Source organism: Allobosea sp. 2RAB26 (genome assembly GCF_052115465.1).
Lineage (GTDB): Bacteria > Pseudomonadota > Alphaproteobacteria > Rhizobiales > Beijerinckiaceae > Allobosea.
This window is the reverse complement of sequence record NZ_JBFRGS010000008.1, coordinates 35156-51474: the sequence shown is the minus strand read 5'-3', so window position 1 is coordinate 51474 and position 16319 is coordinate 35156. Positions and strand designations below refer to the sequence as shown.

The following is a 16319-nucleotide window of genomic DNA, read 5'->3' as shown; positions in this document are numbered from 1 at the left end:
GGGCCCGCCGCCGCGCCGAAACGCCCACTCTTCGAACCTGGCCTGCTCGCGGCGCGAGCGGGAACCCTGGAGCTTTGCCTGATGGAACAGGATATCCGCATCGCCGTCGACATCGGCGGCACCTTCACCGATATCGAGATCCTCGATGCCGGTACCGGCGCGATCCACCAGATCAAGACCCCGAGTACACCGAAGGATCCGTCCGTCGGCCTCCTCACCGGCATCCGCCAAGCGTCGGAGCGCTTCGGTTTCCCGCTGGAGGCAGTGCAATACCTGCTGCACGGTACCACGATCGCGACGAACGCCGTGCTGGAACGCAAGCTGCCACTCGGGGCAGTGGTCACCACGGCGGGCTTCGAAGACGTGATGCAGATCGGCCGGCACGGCCGCAAGGACGTCTACGCGATCACCCTGGAGCAGCCGGAGCCGCTGGTCGCCCGCCGCTTCTGCTTCGGTGTCGAGGAGCGCGTCGGTGCAGACGGGCGGATCATTACTCCGCTGCATGAGGACGGCGTTCGCAGGATCGCGTCCGAAATCGCCAGTGCCGGCGTCAGGTCGGTCGCGGTCTGCCTGCTGCACGCCTATGCCAATCCGGCCCATGAGCGGCGCGTTGGAGAGATCCTGTCTGACTTGCTGCCGGGCGTCGCCATCTCACTCGCCAGCGACATCTCGCCCGAGATCCGCGAATATGAACGCATGTCGACCACGGCGCTGAACGCGCTGCTGGTGCCGATCGTCCAGAGCTATACCGACCGTCTCGCCGGGCGCCTCGCCGAGGAGGTGCCGCAGACGCAGGTCTACCTCGTCCAGTCCAATGGTGGTGTGTCCGGCCTGGCCAAGGCCGGGCGTGAGCCCGCCCGCCTGCTGCTCTCCGGCCCCAGCGGCGGTGCCGCGGCCGCCAGGCGCCTGTCGGCCGAGCTCGGCGAGCCCAATCTCGTCGCGGTCGACATGGGTGGGACCTCGTTCGACGTCTCCGTGGTCCATGACGGCGTGGTCTCGATGGTCAATGAGGGGGAGGTCGATGGCCTGCCTGTGCGGCTGCCGATGATCGAGATGCGCACCATCGGCGCCGGCGGCGGCTCGATCGCCTGGGTCGATGACGGCAATCGCCTGCGCATCGGCCCGCACAGCGCCGGAGCCGACCCTGGCCCGGCCTGTTACGGCAAGGGTGGTACCGCGCTCACCGTGACCGACGCCAATCTCCTGCTCGGTCGGCTCGACGGCAAGAGCTTCATGGGCGGGGCGATGCCGCTCGACCGTGAGGCCGCGCGGCGCGCTGCCGAAACCGTGGCGGCGCCGCTCGGGCTCTCCGTCGACAGGACCGCGGCCGGCGTCATCGACGTCGCGAATTCGGCGCTGGCCATGGCGATCCGGCTCTCGCTCTTCGAGAAGGGGCTCGACCCCGAGGATTTCGCCATGCTGTCCTTCGGCGGTGCCGGTGGTGTCCATGCCTGCGAGGTGGCGGAGGAACTCGGCATCCGCCGTGTCATCTTCCCCGCCCATGCCTCGACGCTCTCGGCCTGGGGCATCCTCTGGTCCGATATCGCCCATGATCTCGGCGCCACGCAGATCGGCCTCTTCGATGAACTCGCGCCGGGCCTGGAAGCGACCGCGTCCCGCCTTGTCACGGAGGCGGAAGCGCTGCTCGCCGAGGACGGTGTCGCGCCCGCGGCACGCCGTTTCGAATGGGCCGTCGACCTGCGCTATGCCGGTCAGGCCTTCGACCTGCGTGTGCCGCTGGACGAGGCTGATTTCTCGGCCGCAGGTGTCGCCAAGGCGAGTGCCGCCTTCCACGCCCTGCACAAGCAGCGCTTTTCCTATGACGAGCCCGAGGTCCGGGTCGAAATCGTCGCCCTGCGCCTAAAGGCAGTAGGAGCGCTGGCCAAGCCCGTGCCGGCGCGCCAGGCCGCCGGCTCCGCGAAACCGGCCGCACAGTCGCGCCCGGTCCATGGCCGGGGAGCGGCAGTCGACACCCCGGTCTGGGAGCGCGATGCGATCGGTACTACCGATCCCGTCAGCGGCCCGGCCGTCGTCGAAGAGCCCTACACCTCGATCTACCTGCCGGCCGGCTGGAACATCGTCACCCATTCCGCCGGCGCCCTGATCGCCGACCGCATCACCGCGCAGTGAGGCCCGACACCATGAGCGACATTTTGAAGGGCATCGACCCCGTCCGCCTCGAAGTCATCCGCAATGCGCTGGTCGCTGCGGCCGAGGAAATGAGCATCACGATCTGGCGCACCAGCCGCTCGACCGTGGTTCGCGAAATCCTGGATTTCTCGACCGCCGTCTTCGATGCGCAAGGCCGCAACATCGCCCAGTCCGCGCGCATCCCGGTTCACCTGAACTCGATGTCGGACTGCCTGCGCACGATCCTCGATCGCTTCATTCCACTCGACCAGTGGAACGACGGCGATGTCATCGTCACCAATGATCCCTATTCCGGCGGCCAGCATCTGCCTGACATCCAGACCTTCCGGCCGGTTTTCGTTGATGGCGAGCGGGTCGGCATCGTCGGTACGCTCTGCCACCATGTCGATGTCGGCGGCGGTGCGGCCGGCAGCTACTATGCCAATGCGACGGAGGTCTTCCAGGAAGGCATCCGCATCCCGCCGCTGCGCCTCGTCGACAGAGGCGTGCTCAACACCGGCGTCTTCGAGATGCTGCTGCACAATGTGCGCCAGCCCGACGAGACGCGCGGCGACCTCAACGCGCAGATTGCCGCACTCGGCATCGGCGAGCGGGCCGTGGCGCGCATGGCCCGCAAATACGGCTCCGCCTCGCTCGCAGCCGCAATGTCGGCCATCCTCGACGGCTCCGAGCGCATGGTGCGCGCCGCGCTGAAGGCGCTTCCCGACAGCGAATCCTCCTTCGTCGAACTGGTCGATGATGATGGCCAGTCGGAAGAGCCGATCCGCCTTGCGGTGAAGATCATCAAGCGCGGCGAGACCATCACGCTCGATTTTGAGGGGTCGAGCCCGCAGGTGAAGGGGCCGGTCAACAACACCCCCGCCATGACCTGCTCGGCCGTCTACTACGCGCTGCTGGCGGCACTCGGCGGCGAGATCCCGGCCAATTCCGGCTGCTATCGCGCCGTCACCGTGAAGCTGCCGGAAGGCAGCGTGGTCAACGCGGTCTTCCCGGCGCCCGTCGCCGGCCGCATGGTCGTCAACCATCGCATCGCGACCGCCGTCTTCGGCGCGCTGGCGCAGATCATGCCGGAGCGCATCCCGGCTGCCTATTACGCGATCTCCTATGTCTACGCGCTGCAGACGACGAACCCGAAGGGCAAGCGCCAGGTCTATTTCGACATTGAGGTTGGCGGTTGGGGCGGACATGCCAGAGGCGACGGCGCGAGCGCGCTCTCCTGCGGCCTGCACAACAATACCAATGCCCCGATCGAGATGGTCGAGGCCAAGTACCCGGTGACCTTCACCAGATACGGGCTCATTCCCGACTCCGGCGGCGCCGGTGAATTCCGTGGCGGGCTGGGCCTCGTGCGGGAATGGCGATTGGACGCGGCCGAGGGCTCGCTCTCGACCAATTTCGAGCGTTTCCGGCATGCGCCCTATGGCATTGGCGGCGGAGAGCCCGGTTCGCTCAGCCGCACCACCGTGACGCGCGCGGACGGCTCGAAACTTTCTCTCCAATCCAAGGTCTCGGGCATCCCGTTGAAGGCCGGCGACACCGTCACCATCGAGACATCCGGGGGCGGCGGGTTCGGCGATCCGGCGCGGCGCGATCCGAAGCGCCTCGCCAAGGACCTCTCCGACGGGCTGGTGACGCCGAAGGCCGCGTCCCGGTTCTACGGCGCCGAACAGGACAAGGAGGAGGCGGCATGAACACGCAGAGTTCCGCCGACGGCGTTCAGATGACGCTCGCCCAGGTCGAGGCGCTGACGCGGCGCGTGCTGCTCGCCTGCGGGGTCGATCCGCGCAACGAAGCACCGATCACGGCTTCCGTCGTCGCGGCGGAGGCCGAAGGCGTGCATAGCCACGGCCTCGCGCGCCTGCCGACCTATTGCGAACACGCCCGCGTCGGCAAGATCGACGGGAAGGCGCGCCCCGTGCTCGATAGCCCGAAGCCGGGCCTGGTCCGCATCGATGCCAAGGGCGGCTTTGCCCATCCGGCGATCGATTTCGGCCTGCCGGCTTTGTGCGAGGCGGCAAAGGCCCAGGGCATCGCCGCGCTCGCCGTCACCAACTCCTATAATTGCGGCGTGGTCGGCTATCATGTCGAACGCATCGCGCAGAATGGCTTGCTGGCCCTGGCCTTCGTCAACGCTCCGGCCTCGATCGCGCCGGCGGGCGGTGCCAGGCCGGTCTTCGGCACCAATCCGATCGCCTTTGCGGTGCCACGTGCGGGGCGCGAGCCGTTGGTGCTCGACCAATCCTCCAGCGTCGTCGCCAAGAGCGAAATCGTCGTCCACCAGCAGCGCGGCGAGGCGATCCCGCTCGGCTGGGCGTTGGACAGGGAAGGCAATCCGACGACCGATCCCAAGGCGGCGCTTGCCGGCGGTTCGATGGTCCCGTCCGGCGGCTACAAGGGCGCGGGCCTCGCCTTGATCGTCGAGATCTTCGCAGCCTGGCTGACCGGCGCCAGTCTCTCGATCGATGCGTCCTCCTTCGCGGATAATCTCGGTGGCTCCCCACGCACCGGCCAGTTTTTCATCGCGATCGACCCTGGCGAACTGGTGGGCGAGGGCGCTTCGTCCCGCCTCGAGCGCCTGTTCGATGCGGTGGCCGGTCAGCCCGGCGCCCGCCTGCCGGGCGAGCGTCGCGCCGGCGCCCGCACACGCACGGCGACCGACGGCATCATCATTTCGCGCAAGCTCTTCGACACGATCGAGGCCTACGCCAGACCGGCATAGGCTCTGCATGGGGGTGGCGCGGCTTGCGCTCCGGCACGGCCGCTCCCACACTCGTACGGGCAGGATCCGGGGGACAGCTTGATGACATACCGCGTCACGGTCGGAGGGCATGTCCACGTCTTTGCCGATCTGAAGCAGTTGATGGCGAAGGCGACGCCACTGCGTTCCGGCGACATGCTGGCCGGCATCGCCGCCGCCAGCATGGAAGAGAACATGGCGGCGAAGATCGCGCTCGCCGACCTGCCCCTGCGAACCTTTCTCAATGAGGCGCTGGTGCCTTACGAGGAGGACGAGGTCACCCGCCTGATTCTCGATACCCATGATGCGGCCGCCTTCGCGCCGATCGCGTCGCAGACGGTCGGCGAGTTCCGAGACTGGCTCTGCGCGGAGAAGGCGACGCCGGAGGTCCTGGCCGCTATCGCACCCGGCGTGACGCCCGAAATGGCAGCCGCCGTTTCCAAGCTGATGCGGAACCAGGATCTCATCCTGGTTGCCCGCAAATGCCGGGTCGCCACGCGCTTTCGCGACACGATCGGCCTGCCCGGCACGATGGCCGTGCGCCTCCAGCCGAACCACCCGACTGACGATGCCGCCGGCATCCTCGCCTCGACGATCGACGGGCTGCTCTATGGCTGTGGCGATGCCGTGATCGGCATCAACCCGGCGTCCGATTCCCTGCCGGTGCTCGGTGATCTCGTCCGCCTGCTCGACGAGTTGATCCACCGCTTCGACATTCCCACGCAAAGCTGCGTGCTGACCCATGTCACCAGTGCGATCGCGCTGATCGGGCAGGGCGCGCCGGTCGATCTCGTCTTCCAATCCGTCGCCGGCACGCAGAAGGCCAATGAATCCTTCGGTATTTCGCTGTCTGTGCTCCAGGAAGGCCTGGAGGCCGGGCGTTCGCTGAAGCGTGGCACAATCGGCGACAACGTGATGTATTTCGAGACCGGACAGGGCTCCGCGCTCTCGGCCGACGCCCATCACGGCGTCGACCAGCAGACGCTGGAAGCGCGGGCCTATGCCGTCTGCCGGCCCTTCGAGCCGCTGCTGGTGAACACCGTCGTCGGCTTCATCGGTCCGGAATACCTCTATGACGGCAAGCAGATCATCCGCGCCGGACTGGAGGATCATTTCTGCGGCAAGCTGATGGGCGTGCCGCTCGGATGCGACGTCTGCTACACCAACCATGCCGAGGCCGATCAGGACGACATGGACACGCTTCTGACCCTGCTCGGCACGGCCGGGGTCAATTTCGTCATGGGCGTGCCCGGCGCCGACGACGTCATGCTGAATTACCAGTCCACCTCCTTCCACGACCAACTCTATGTCCGCGAAGTGCTCGGGCTGCGACGCGCACCCGAGTTCGAGGCCTGGCTGCGACGCATGGACATCACGGATGAGGCCGGGCGGTTGAGCAGCGGGCGGGGTGGGCAAGCCTTGCTGGCGGCCATGCAGGGGCAGGCGGCGTGAGCGGCGACGACATGCTCCCGGCCGACGAGCGCTGGGCCGCGCTGACGCGGCTGACGCCGGCCCGCATTGCGCTCGGCCGCGCGGGTGCTTCCTTGCCGACGCGCGAGGTCCTGCGCTTCGGCCTCGCCCATGCGCAGGCACGCGACGCGGTTCATATTCCGTTCCGCTCCGACGAGGTCGCGGCCGAACTCGCAGCGCTCTCGCTGGAGACGGTGCAGGTTGAGAGCGCCGCACCCTCGCGCGATCTCTATCTGCGGCGGCCCGATCTCGGGCGGCGTCTCTCTCCCGAGGCGCAGGCGATGCTGCAGGCCCGACGCGGTGCGTTCGATTTCGCCTTCGTCGTCGCCGATGGCCTGTCCTCGACGGCAGTCCAGCAGAATGCGGCGCCGCTCATCGCAGCCATGCTGCCGTTGCTGCAGCGCCAGGGGCTGACACTCGCGCCGGTCGTGATTGCGAGCCAGGCACGCGTCGCGCTGGGCGACGAGGCGGCTGAGGCACTGGGCGCACGCCTCGTCGCGGTGCTGATCGGCGAGCGACCCGGTCTGTCTTCGCCGGACTCGCTTGGCGCCTATCTCACCTTCGCGCCGCGACGCGGCCTCAGCGATGCCACGCGCAACTGCGTCTCGAACATCCGCCCGGGTGGGCTCTCCTTCGAACACGCGGCCTTCAAGCTCGCCTGGCTTATGCGGGAAGCGCTCCGGCGTTCGCTGACAGGCGTCGAGCTCAAGGACGAGAGCGAGCCTGCATTGGAGGCGGGTGAGACGGCGACCAGGCCTTCGATCACGACGGGATGAATCCGTCTTGATGCCGACCTCATCGCGACTCTGCCGCAACCTCGAGCCGCCCCCCTGCATGCCCCAGCCAGGCTGACCGCAGATTCCTGCGCGGCGAGGACGTCAACGTCGTCGGGCATCGTCCCGGATCATCTGGGCACCCTTTTCAGCGATCATCATCGTCGGGGCGGCCGTATTGCCCGAGGTGATGCGCGGCATGGCGGAAGCGTCGATGACGCGCAAGCCCTCGACACCGCGCAGGCGCAGGCGTTCGTCGAGCACGGCGCCGGCATCGTCGTCTCGTCCCATCCTGGCGGTTCCGGCCGGGTGGAAGATCGTCGTGCCGAGCCGGCCTGCCGCCTCCAGAAGCTCCGCATCCGACGTCACCGAGGGACCAGGCACATGTTCCTGGGGCTTGAATCGTGCGAGCGGCTGCTGCGCGACGATCCGGCGCGCGAGCTTCAGCGCATCGACCGCGACCTGCTTGTCCTCATCCGTTGCGAGATAGTTCGGCGAGATCGCGGGAGCGTCGCTCGCGTCGGGGCTCTTCAGATGCACGCTGCCACGGCTCGAAGGTCTCAGGTTGCAGACACTGGCGGTGAAGGCGCCGAACGGGTGCAGCCCGTCGCCCCATTTGTCGAGCGAAAGCGGCTGGAAATGGAATTCGAGATTGGCCGTGGCGTAATCCGGCGAGGATTTGGCGAAGGCTCCGACCTGCGAGGGCGCCATGGTCAGCGGCCCGGTGCGCAGCGCCGCATATTCCAGCGCCATCAGCGGCCTGCGCCAGAGTTTGGCATAGTCGCTGTTGAGCGTGCGCACGCCTTCCACCTTGTAGACGGGCCTGATCTGCAAATGGTCCTGAAGGTTCTCGCCGACGCCCGGCAGATGGCGCCGCGTCTCGATGCCCAGAGCCTGGAGCCTTTCGCCGTCGCCAATGCCTGATCGCTCGAGAATGGCAGGTGAGCCGACTGCGCCGGCGCTCAGCACAACCTCGCCACTCACGTCCACCCGCAGCTTCTCGCCCTGATGGATGAATTCGACCGCGCGGGCGCGGCCCTCCTCGATGATGATGCGCTCGACCAGCACATGGGTTTCCAGCCGGATATTGGAGCGGCCAAGCGCCGGAACCAGGAAGGCGCGATAGGAACTCACCCGCCGGCCGCGCTTCTGGTTGACCTGAAAATAGGCCGAGCCCTCATTGTCGCCGGTGTTGAAGTCGTCGATCTTGGCGATGCCCGCCGCTTGTGCCGCATCCCGGACGGCATCGAGAATGGCCCAGCGCACGCGCGGGTTCTCGACGCGCCATTCACCGCCGGAGCGATGCAATCCGCCGGCCGGCGGCGCGATATGGTCCTCGTGCTTCAGGAAATAGGGCAGTACGTCGTCCCAGCTCCAGCCCTGCAGGCCGAGTTGCCGCCAGCCGTCGTAATCGGCCGCCTGGCCGCGCATGTAGATCATCGCATTGATCGCCGAACAGCCGCCGACGACCTTGCCGCGCGGATAGGCGAGCGCCCGCCCGCCCAGCCCCGCCTGCGGCTCGGTCTGGAACAGCCAATCGGCACGCGGATTGCCGATCGCGTAGAGATAGCCGACCGGGACGTGGAACCAGATCCAGTCGTCCATGCCACCGGCTTCCAGCACGAGCACGCGCTTGGATGGATCGGCCGAGAGCCGGTTCGCGAGCAGGCAGCCCGCCGAGCCCGCACCGATCACGACATAGTCGAAGGTGCCGATATTCCTGCGATCAGACATGGCATCCTGCTGGCAAAGGGGAGGCGTGGGCTTTGCCACCTTTCGGGAGCGGCGCCCGAACCATCGGGAAGACCGAAGGAAAAGCCAAGCCCCGGGGCAAGGGCGCGCATGCGTCTTTAGTTCTGATTGTGCCAGTCCTGTGCTGCCTGGCTCAGATGGGCCGAGAGCAGGGCGACGGCACGCGGGCGATCCCCCGCTGCCAAAGCGTCGAGGATGGCGAGATGATCCTCGCAGGACTGTTTGATCTGGTCAGGCGTCAATTGCGGGAAGTCGACGAACTGATGCATGCGCCGCAGGGCATTCTGGCGCTTGACCGCCTGCAGGAAGAAGCGGTTGCGTGACCATGAGGCGAGCGTCTCATGGAATTCCGCATTCACCTGGAACCACATGTCCGGCGCGATCTCGGAGGCGGGCTTGCGCATCAGCGCCTCATGCGCATTGCGCATCCGTTCGAGCGCGGCGCCATCGATGCGGTAGTCGGGTTGGCTGAGCGCCGCGGTCTCGACCGCCTCGCGGAAGGCATAGCTCTCGAGGATAGCCTGCGGGTTATCGAGGCTTTCCGAGAACTGCCAGCCATGGCCGCGCTGGCGCTGGACGATTCCTTCCGCGGAGAGGCGCAGCAAGGCGCGCCGCAGATCGCCGCGCGACGCGCCGAAATGCACAAGCAACGCGTTCTCCGTCACCGATAGCGGGATCAGGCCCGAGGCGCGGTCGTTCAGGATCTTCCGGTAGAGCTCCGCGCCGCCGGCAGCGTCATTGCTGCATTCCGCGACGACCGCGGCATCGATCGGGCGGTTGAGCTTGAAGCCCGAGCCGAGTTCCCGCCGCAGAATGCCGCGTTCGCTGAGATCAATCAGGGCGCGGCGCACAGGCGTTCGTGAAACACCGAGGCGAGCGGCCAGTGGCTTTTCCCCGACCGGGGCATCGACCGCCCATCCTTCGTCCCGACCGAGCCGCAGGATGTCACCAATGATTTCGCGATGCAGTCCGCTCGACACGTGGGCGTCTCCGAAGCTTCCCTTTCTTGCCATTGACAATAAGGTTTGGCGATGGTCCAGTGTATATAACTGCAATAAAAAACACAGAGCCTGTGGATGATTGCACCATTTCCCTTCGTCTCGGTATCTGGGTCGCCTTACGAGCGAGGGCGGCAACATGGTGCGGCGGTGACAGATCGCGTGCATCGCAGCGCACGGTTCTACGCAGGCCAGCTCGACAGGCTCGGATCGAAGCCAGGTGAACGTGAAGCGTTGATCGCCGAGTTCAGCCGGGGAATTGCTGCCTTCGACGAGGCCTATCTCGAGGAAATGCGCGGCATCGCCGACGGGGCCGGGCTCGACCTCTCGGCGATCATCATGATCAATGCACGGACGGAGATCGTCGCCAAGGCGCGCCTCCTTGCCTCCCGCCCCATCGATGAGGACGATGAGGAGGAGGAGGAGAAGATGGCCGATGGCTGCACCGGCGCCATCATCCTGCCGGAGCGAAGCTGGAGCGGGGGCATCATCCAGGGCCAGAACTGGGACTGGCAGCCGGAATGCGCGGAAACCGCGATCGTGTTGCGCGTGCACCGGCAGGATGGGCCCGATCTGCTCACTTTCGTCGAGGCGGGCGGCCTCGGTCGTCACGGCATGAACGAAGCCGGCATCTGCGTGACCGGCAATTATCTGCGCAGTGATCGCGACTACCGCCAGGAAGGCGTTCCGCTCGCCTTGGTGCGCCGCAAGGCACTGGAGCAGGAGCACCTGGCACTGGCGATGAAGGTAGTGGCGACCACGCCGAAGGCCTGTTCGACCAATATGATGCTGAGCCAGGACCGGGGCTTTGCCATCGACCTCGAATGCGCCCCGGACGAGGCCTTTCCGGTCTACCCGGAAGATGGGCTCATCGTGCACGCGAACCACTGGATCAGTCCGGTCGCGCTTGCCAAGCTACGCGATACCGGCTTCGGCTCACCCGACAGTCACTACCGCGACTGGCGTGTCAGGCGATTGCTGACCGAGCCGCAGCGTTTCCTGACACGGGAGGATCTGAAGGCCGCGCTCTTCGACGATTTCCTGTCGCCCTATGCCGTCTGTCGCCCGCCACGAGCCGGAGCGACCGGCGATTTGACGGCGAGCGTCGCGATGATCGTGATGGAGCCCGGGCTCGGCATCATGGAGGTGGCGCCGCTGCCCGCGCTCAACCGACACTTCACCCGCTACAGCCTTTCCGGCGATCCGGTCGCCGTCGCGGCTGCGGCCTGACACGGGGATTGGGAGGTCCTTGCTCATGAGACGTGCTTCACGAACGCGCATTGCGACGATGGCGCTGCTCGCGGCACTGTCGAGTGCTCCGGTGGCGGCGCAAACCCTGACCATCGCCCTCAGGGCCGATATTCGCGGCACGAATCCGGGCGTCAATCGCGACGACGACAGCGACGCGGTGACCCTCCACATGGTCGAAGGGCTGGTCGCCTATCGCGAAGGCGGCACCGTCGGGCCCATGCTGGCGGAGAAGGTCGAGACTTCACCGGATGGGTTGAGCTACACCTTCGAACTGCGCAAGGGACTGACCTTCCACAACGGTGCGCCGCTGACCGCCGCGGACGTCGTCTGGAGCTGGCAGCGCTATATGGACCCGAAAACGGAATGGCGTTGCCTTGCCGATTTCGACGGCCGCAGCGGGCTCAAGGTCGAAGCGGTCGAAGCCGTGTCGCCAACCACCGTGCGAATGCGCATCAACGAGCCCAACGCGCTCTTCCTGTTCTCGCTGGCGCGCACCGATTGCGGCAGCGCCGCGGTAATCCATAAGGATTCATTGAATCCTGACGGTTCGTGGAAAGCACCGGTCGGAACCGGCCCGTTCAAGTTCGGCGAGTGGCGTCGCGGCCAGCAGATCAGCCTGACGCGCTTCGATGGCTACCAGTCGCTGCCTGGCGGCCTCGACGGCTTTGCCGGCAGCAAGCGGCCGCTCGTTCCGGAGGTCAGGTTCCTGGTCGTCCCGGATGCAGCCTCGGTGAAGGCCGGCCTGATCGCAGGCCAGATCGACATTGCCGAAGTGCTGGGCTCTGATGTCTCCGAGCTGAAGAAGGCTCCCGGCATAACGGTCCAGACCGCGACCACGGCAGCGCGCCATGCACTGCTCTTCCAGACCAACGACCCGGTCTTCAGGATGCCGGCGATGCGCCAGGCGCTTGCGGCGGCCATCGATTTCAGCCAGCTCGTCGCGATCGTCTCCGATCTCGGCGTGCAGCCGAACAACTCCACGATCCACGCCAAGTCGGCCTATCACAGCGACGTGCAGAACCTCTCGCACGGCTACGATCCGGCGCGTGCGAAGAAGCTTCTCACCGAGGCCGGCTACAAGGGCGAGCGGCTGAAGATCACCACCAATAACCGTAAATCGGCGCCAAGCTTCAACATCGCAGTCGTGCTGCAGTCGATGTTCCAGGCCGTCGGCGTCAACTCGGACATCGATGTCGTGGAGTGGGCGACCCATATGGATCGCTTCCTCAAGGGCAATTACCAGCTGATGGTGCATTCCTACTCGGCGCGGCTCGACCCGGCGCTGAGCTTCGAGCATTTCACCGGGCCGAAGGCGGACCAGCCCCGCAAGGTCTGGGATGACCCCGCTGTGATTGCGCTGCTCGACAAGGCCTCGAAGATCGAGAGCCCGGCCGAGCGTCAGAAGATCTTCGACGAACTGCACAAGCGGATGATCGACGACGTGCCGCTGGTGATGCTGTTCAACTCGATCGAAGCCTGGGCCTCGACGGCGCGCGTCTCCGGCTTCGTGCCGTGGGAGTCGCGCGCGCGGGCCTGGGAGGTTGCGATCAAGTCCTGAAGAGCCGATGCATCAATCGATGCTGAGCAGGGCTGTCGCGATGGTCGCGAAGACCAGGTCGATCTCGCCTTCCGAGACGATGAGCGGCGGCGACAGCACGATCGTGTCGCCCGACCCGCGCACCAGCACGCCGGCCTCATAGCAGGCCTTGGCGCAGGCCGCTCCGCGCGCGCCGGGCTGCCCTGGCCGCGGTGTCAGCTCCACGGCGCCGAGCAGGCCGATGCTGCGGATGTCGGCAACATGCGGGGAGCCCTTGAGCGCCAGCGCACGCTCCTGCCAATGCGTGCTTGCCGCCTTTGCGCGCGCCACGATGCCCTGTTCGGCAAAGACATCGAGCGTGGCGAGCCCAGCGGCACAAGCGAGCGGGTGAGCCGAATAGGTATAGCCGTGGAACAGCTCGATCACCTCGGGCGGGCCGGCCATGAAGGCATCATAGACCGTATTCGAGACGATGACGCCGCCCATCGGCACCGCGCCATTGGTCATGCCCTTGGCGCAGGTGATGAGATCGGGCGTCACGCCGAACGCCTGCGCCGCGAATGGGGTGCCGAGGCGTCCAAAGCCCGTGATGACCTCGTCGAAGATCAGGAGCACGCCATGCTTGTCGCAGATCGCGCGCAGGCGCTCGAGATAACCCTTCGGCGGCGGATAGACGCCGCCCGAGCCGGTCACCGGCTCGACGATGACGGCAGCGACGCTGGCCGGATCGTTCATCTCGAGCACGCGCTCGAGTTCCTCGGCATAGGCCGCGCCGGTGTCCGGCTGGCCGCGCGAGAACGCCATGCCGGCATCATAGGGCAGGGCGAGATGGGCGACTTCCGGCAGCAGCGGGCCAAAGCCGCGCTTGTGCCGGCCGAGGCCTGCCACGGACAGCCCGCCAAAACCCATGCCGTGATAGCCCTTGGCCCGGCCGATCAGCTTGGTGCGGCGCGCATCGCCGCGCGCATGGTGATAGGCGCGTGCGATCTTGAGCGCGGTATCGACCGCCTCGGAGCCGGAATTGACGAAGAAGACGTGATCGAGCCCCTCGGGCGCGAAATCGCACAGCCGTGCCGCATAGGTCTGCGCGGCAGGATGGCTCATCTTGAACGAAGAGACGAAATCGAGGCGCCCAGCCGCCTCACGGATCGCCTCGACGATGCGCTGCTGGCCGTGGCCGGCATTGACGCACCAGAGGCCTGCCATCGCGTCGAGGACCTGGCGCCCCTCGGGAGTGAAGTAGTGCATGCCCTCGGCGCGCTCGAACAGCATCGGCTCCTGCTTGAAGCCGCGCATCGGCGTGAACGGCATCCAGAAGGCGTCCGGAGCGTTGCTGCGGTCGGTTTCGCTACGAAGGGCGGTGGCTGGCATGAAGCGATCCTCGGGCGGGGGCGATCCCATCACGGGCGCGCCATTGGCGAGAGGCGATACTGTCTTTATTCCGTACGAAAGACAATATCACTTCACATGCCTTGCTAGCCGGCCGTGGGCGGCGGTTGCCGGACTCTCCGCTTGAGTTCGCTGGCGCGCTGCAAATGCCGGCGCATCAGGACCGAGGCGATTTCCCGGTCTCCGGCTTGCAGGCGTTCGAGGATCTCGATGTGCTCGGTGCAGCTGACCTGGACCCGTTCGGTGCCGGAGCCCCAATCATAGTTGGAGAGCCGTCGCATCTGGTTTTCTCGGCGGATGGCGGAGTGGATGAAGCGGTTGCCCGATGCGGCCGCGAGGCCTTCGTGAAAGGCCGCGTTCATCTCGTAGAAGGCGACACTGGAGGACTCGCGCCAGGGCTGGGTGAGGGTGTGGCGGTGCCGCCTCAGCATCTCCACCGCCCAGTGCTCGTCGAGGCGAAAGCCAGGTTCGAGAAAACCCATGGGCTCGAGCAGCATCCGGAAGCGATAGCGCTCCATTCGCAGTGACGAATCCGAGGATTCATGCAGGAAGCGCCAGCCATAGCCTGGCTTGCGCTCCACCATCTCCAGCTCGGCCAGGCGCTTCAGGGTGCGCTGGATTTCCGGTCGCGCCATCTCGTATCGGCGCATCAGCTCCAGCTCGGAAACGTCATCGCCAAGCGCGCCGCTCTCGCGGTCGCGTGCGATCCTGACCAGAGCGAGGTCGGTCTCGTCGGGCGAGCCGGCACTGTCTGCCGGAAGCGGAAGCGCGCTGACCAGTTCGACGCCCTTGTTGGGGTGACGAAGCACGATTCCCTGGCCTTCGAGATGGCTGAGCGCCGCCCGAACCGGGGTCCGCGAGACATTCAGGCGCTTGGCCAGATTATTTTCGTTGAGCCATGCGCCCGCCGCGAGACCATCCTCGCGCGCCAGTTGGATGATGCGCTCGGCCAGATCCTGCTGGAGCCGGGTCGGTTCGGCCATGAATTTCCTCTTGATTGTCTTACTGCGTGATGAAATACATTAACTGTTAGCCGGGCGCCAGAGCCGGCGCGGAGATTTGGTCCATGGTTGAGCCCTTTCCATTCATCGATGTTTCGGGATCGCCCTATGAGCGCGGCCGGCAGCATGGCGCCGCGGTCCCCGCGCGCGTCAAGCGCAGCATCGAGCTCTATGGCGGCCAGCTCACCGAGCTCGGCTACGATGCCGTTGCCAAGTCGCGATTGATCGCCGAATTCGCCCGCGAGATCGAGGCTTTCGGCGCCCATTATGTCGAGGAGATGCGCGGCATAGCCGACGGTGCCGGCGTCACGCTCGAAGATATCGTGATGGTCAATGCCCGCACCGAAGTGATGGCCAAGGCACGGCTCGAGAAGGCCAAGCCGGTCGAGGCCGGCGAGGAGCTCGACGATGGTTGCACGGGCGCGGTCATTCTGCCCGAGCGCAGCGCGACGGGGGAACTCATCCACGGCCAGAACTGGGACTGGAAGGCGGAATGCGCCGAGACCGCCATCGTGCTGCGCGTGCGCCGCGATGACGGCCCGGATTTCCTGACCTTTGTCGAGGCGGGCGGTCTTGCTCGCTGCGGCATGAACGCCGCCGGCGTTTCGATCACCGCCAACTATCTGGAGTCCGAGCGCGACTTCACCCAGGCCGGCGTGCCGCTGGCGCTGATCCGGCGCAAGGTGCTGGAGCAGGAGCATTTCGCCATGGCGATGAAGGCCGTGGCGACGACGCCGAAGGCCTGCTCGAACAACATGATGCTCTCGACGGTCGCCGGCTTCGCCATCGACTTCGAATGCGCTCCGGACGAGGCCTTCCCGATCTACCCGAGTGATGGCCTGATCGTTCATGCCAACCATTGGGTCGGCTCGATCGCGCTCACCAAGATCAAGGACACTGGCATTCCGCGTGTGCCGGAGAGTTTCTACCGCGACTGGCGCGTCCGCAAGCTGCTCGACGATGCCGGCCGCAAGCTCAGCGTCGCCGATCTCAAGAATGCGTTCTTCGACGACTTCCTGTCGCCCTATGCCGTCTGCCGCCCGCCGCGCCCCAACGAGACCGGCAACCTCTCGGCCACTGTGTCGATGGTGATCATGCAGCCGGCGAAGGGCATCATGGAAGTGGCCCCGCTGCCGGCCCTGAACCGGCGGTTCACGCGCTACAGCCTGACTGACGATCCGGTGACGCTGGCCGAAGCCGCCGAGTGAGTTCTTTGCATGCGTCGGAGCCGTAGAGGGCGGCCCGACGCCATTCGCTAAC

Annotated in this window: 12 protein-coding genes; 8 read left to right on the top strand and 4 right to left on the bottom strand. The window is 66.4% G+C overall.

The features are described 5' to 3' along the window. Positions 1-81 precede the first annotated feature (81 nt). The 5 genes from AB4118_RS17065 to eutC all read left to right on the top strand — a co-directional run bounded on the left by AB4118_RS17065 (position 82) and on the right by eutC (position 7134). Positions 82-2130: a hydantoinase/oxoprolinase family protein gene (locus tag AB4118_RS17065; RefSeq protein ID WP_441490855.1), complete on the top strand. Its 2049-nt coding sequence runs from the start codon at positions 82-84 to the stop codon at positions 2128-2130. Between the two features lie 11 nt (positions 2131-2141). Beyond that, entirely contained in the window at positions 2142-3842 is a 1701-nt protein-coding gene (locus AB4118_RS17060) for a hydantoinase B/oxoprolinase family protein (RefSeq protein ID WP_441490854.1), read from the top strand. Continuing rightward, entirely contained in the window at positions 3839-4870 is a 1032-nt protein-coding gene (locus AB4118_RS17055) for an Ldh family oxidoreductase (RefSeq protein ID WP_441490853.1), read from the top strand. The genes AB4118_RS17060 and AB4118_RS17055 overlap by 4 nt, the downstream gene beginning before the upstream one ends. 81 nt (positions 4871-4951) lie before the next feature. Then, positions 4952-6340: an ethanolamine ammonia-lyase subunit EutB gene (locus AB4118_RS17050; protein ID WP_441490852.1), complete on the top strand. Its 1389-nt coding sequence runs from the start codon at positions 4952-4954 to the stop codon at positions 6338-6340. Between the two features lie 11 nt (positions 6341-6351). Next, on the top strand, positions 6352-7134 hold the full coding sequence (gene eutC / locus AB4118_RS17045; protein WP_441491067.1) for an ethanolamine ammonia-lyase subunit EutC: 783 nt from the start codon (positions 6352-6354) through the stop codon (positions 7132-7134). 102 nt (positions 7135-7236) lie between these two features. Here eutC and AB4118_RS17040 read toward each other — a convergent pair whose 3' ends face one another. Then, positions 7237-8865: a GMC family oxidoreductase gene (locus AB4118_RS17040; RefSeq protein WP_441490851.1), complete on the bottom strand. Its 1629-nt coding sequence runs from the start codon at positions 8863-8865 to the stop codon at positions 7237-7239. A 116-nt stretch (positions 8866-8981) separates the two neighbouring features. Continuing rightward, complete coding sequence (locus tag AB4118_RS17035) at positions 8982-9863, bottom strand: GntR family transcriptional regulator (RefSeq protein ID WP_441490850.1); 882 nt, start codon at positions 9861-9863, stop codon at positions 8982-8984. A gap of 96 nt (positions 9864-9959) precedes the next feature. Here AB4118_RS17035 and AB4118_RS17030 point away from each other — a divergent pair, with 96 nt between their 5' ends. Together AB4118_RS17030 and AB4118_RS17025 are read left to right on the top strand one after the other, a co-directional pair. Beyond that, positions 9960-11111 carry a C45 family autoproteolytic acyltransferase/hydolase gene (locus tag AB4118_RS17030; RefSeq protein ID WP_441490849.1) on the top strand — a complete coding sequence of 384 codons (1152 nt, stop codon included), beginning with the start codon at positions 9960-9962 and terminating at the stop codon, positions 11109-11111. A gap of 25 nt (positions 11112-11136) precedes the next feature. After that, positions 11137-12690: an ABC transporter substrate-binding protein gene (locus tag AB4118_RS17025; protein WP_441490848.1), complete on the top strand. Its 1554-nt coding sequence runs from the start codon at positions 11137-11139 to the stop codon at positions 12688-12690. Positions 12691-12702: 12 nt separating this feature from the next. Here AB4118_RS17025 and aptA read toward each other — a convergent pair whose 3' ends face one another. Beyond that, entirely contained in the window at positions 12703-14040 is a 1338-nt protein-coding gene (gene aptA / locus AB4118_RS17020; protein WP_441490847.1) for an omega-aminotransferase AptA, read from the bottom strand. A gap of 104 nt (positions 14041-14144) precedes the next feature. Continuing rightward, complete coding sequence (locus AB4118_RS17015; RefSeq protein ID WP_441490846.1) at positions 14145-15041, bottom strand: GntR family transcriptional regulator; 897 nt, start codon at positions 15039-15041, stop codon at positions 14145-14147. Positions 15042-15124: 83 nt separating this feature from the next. On the opposite strand from AB4118_RS17015, the gene AB4118_RS17010 reads away from it, so the two are divergent. Next, positions 15125-16267: a C45 family autoproteolytic acyltransferase/hydolase gene (locus tag AB4118_RS17010; protein ID WP_441490845.1), complete on the top strand. Its 1143-nt coding sequence runs from the start codon at positions 15125-15127 to the stop codon at positions 16265-16267. Positions 16268-16319 lie beyond the last annotated feature (52 nt).

Coding starts and splice junctions, on each gene's coding strand:
- AB4118_RS17040 (WP_441490851.1), bottom strand. CDS start 8,865: ATGTCTGATCGCAGGAATATCGGCACCTTCGACTATGTCGTGATCGGT.
- AB4118_RS17010 (WP_441490845.1), top strand. CDS start 15,125: ATGGTTGAGCCCTTTCCATTCATCGATGTTTCGGGATCGCCCTATGAG.
- AB4118_RS17030 (WP_441490849.1), top strand. CDS start 9,960: ATGATTGCACCATTTCCCTTCGTCTCGGTATCTGGGTCGCCTTACGAG.
- AB4118_RS17065 (WP_441490855.1), top strand. CDS start 82: ATGGAACAGGATATCCGCATCGCCGTCGACATCGGCGGCACCTTCACC.
- AB4118_RS17025 (WP_441490848.1), top strand. CDS start 11,137: ATGAGACGTGCTTCACGAACGCGCATTGCGACGATGGCGCTGCTCGCG.
- AB4118_RS17060 (WP_441490854.1), top strand. CDS start 2,142: ATGAGCGACATTTTGAAGGGCATCGACCCCGTCCGCCTCGAAGTCATC.
- AB4118_RS17055 (WP_441490853.1), top strand. CDS start 3,839: ATGAACACGCAGAGTTCCGCCGACGGCGTTCAGATGACGCTCGCCCAG.
- eutC (WP_441491067.1), top strand. CDS start 6,352: ATGCTCCCGGCCGACGAGCGCTGGGCCGCGCTGACGCGGCTGACGCCG.
- AB4118_RS17015 (WP_441490846.1), bottom strand. CDS start 15,041: ATGGCCGAACCGACCCGGCTCCAGCAGGATCTGGCCGAGCGCATCATC.
- aptA (WP_441490847.1), bottom strand. CDS start 14,040: ATGCCAGCCACCGCCCTTCGTAGCGAAACCGACCGCAGCAACGCTCCG.
- AB4118_RS17050 (WP_441490852.1), top strand. CDS start 4,952: ATGACATACCGCGTCACGGTCGGAGGGCATGTCCACGTCTTTGCCGAT.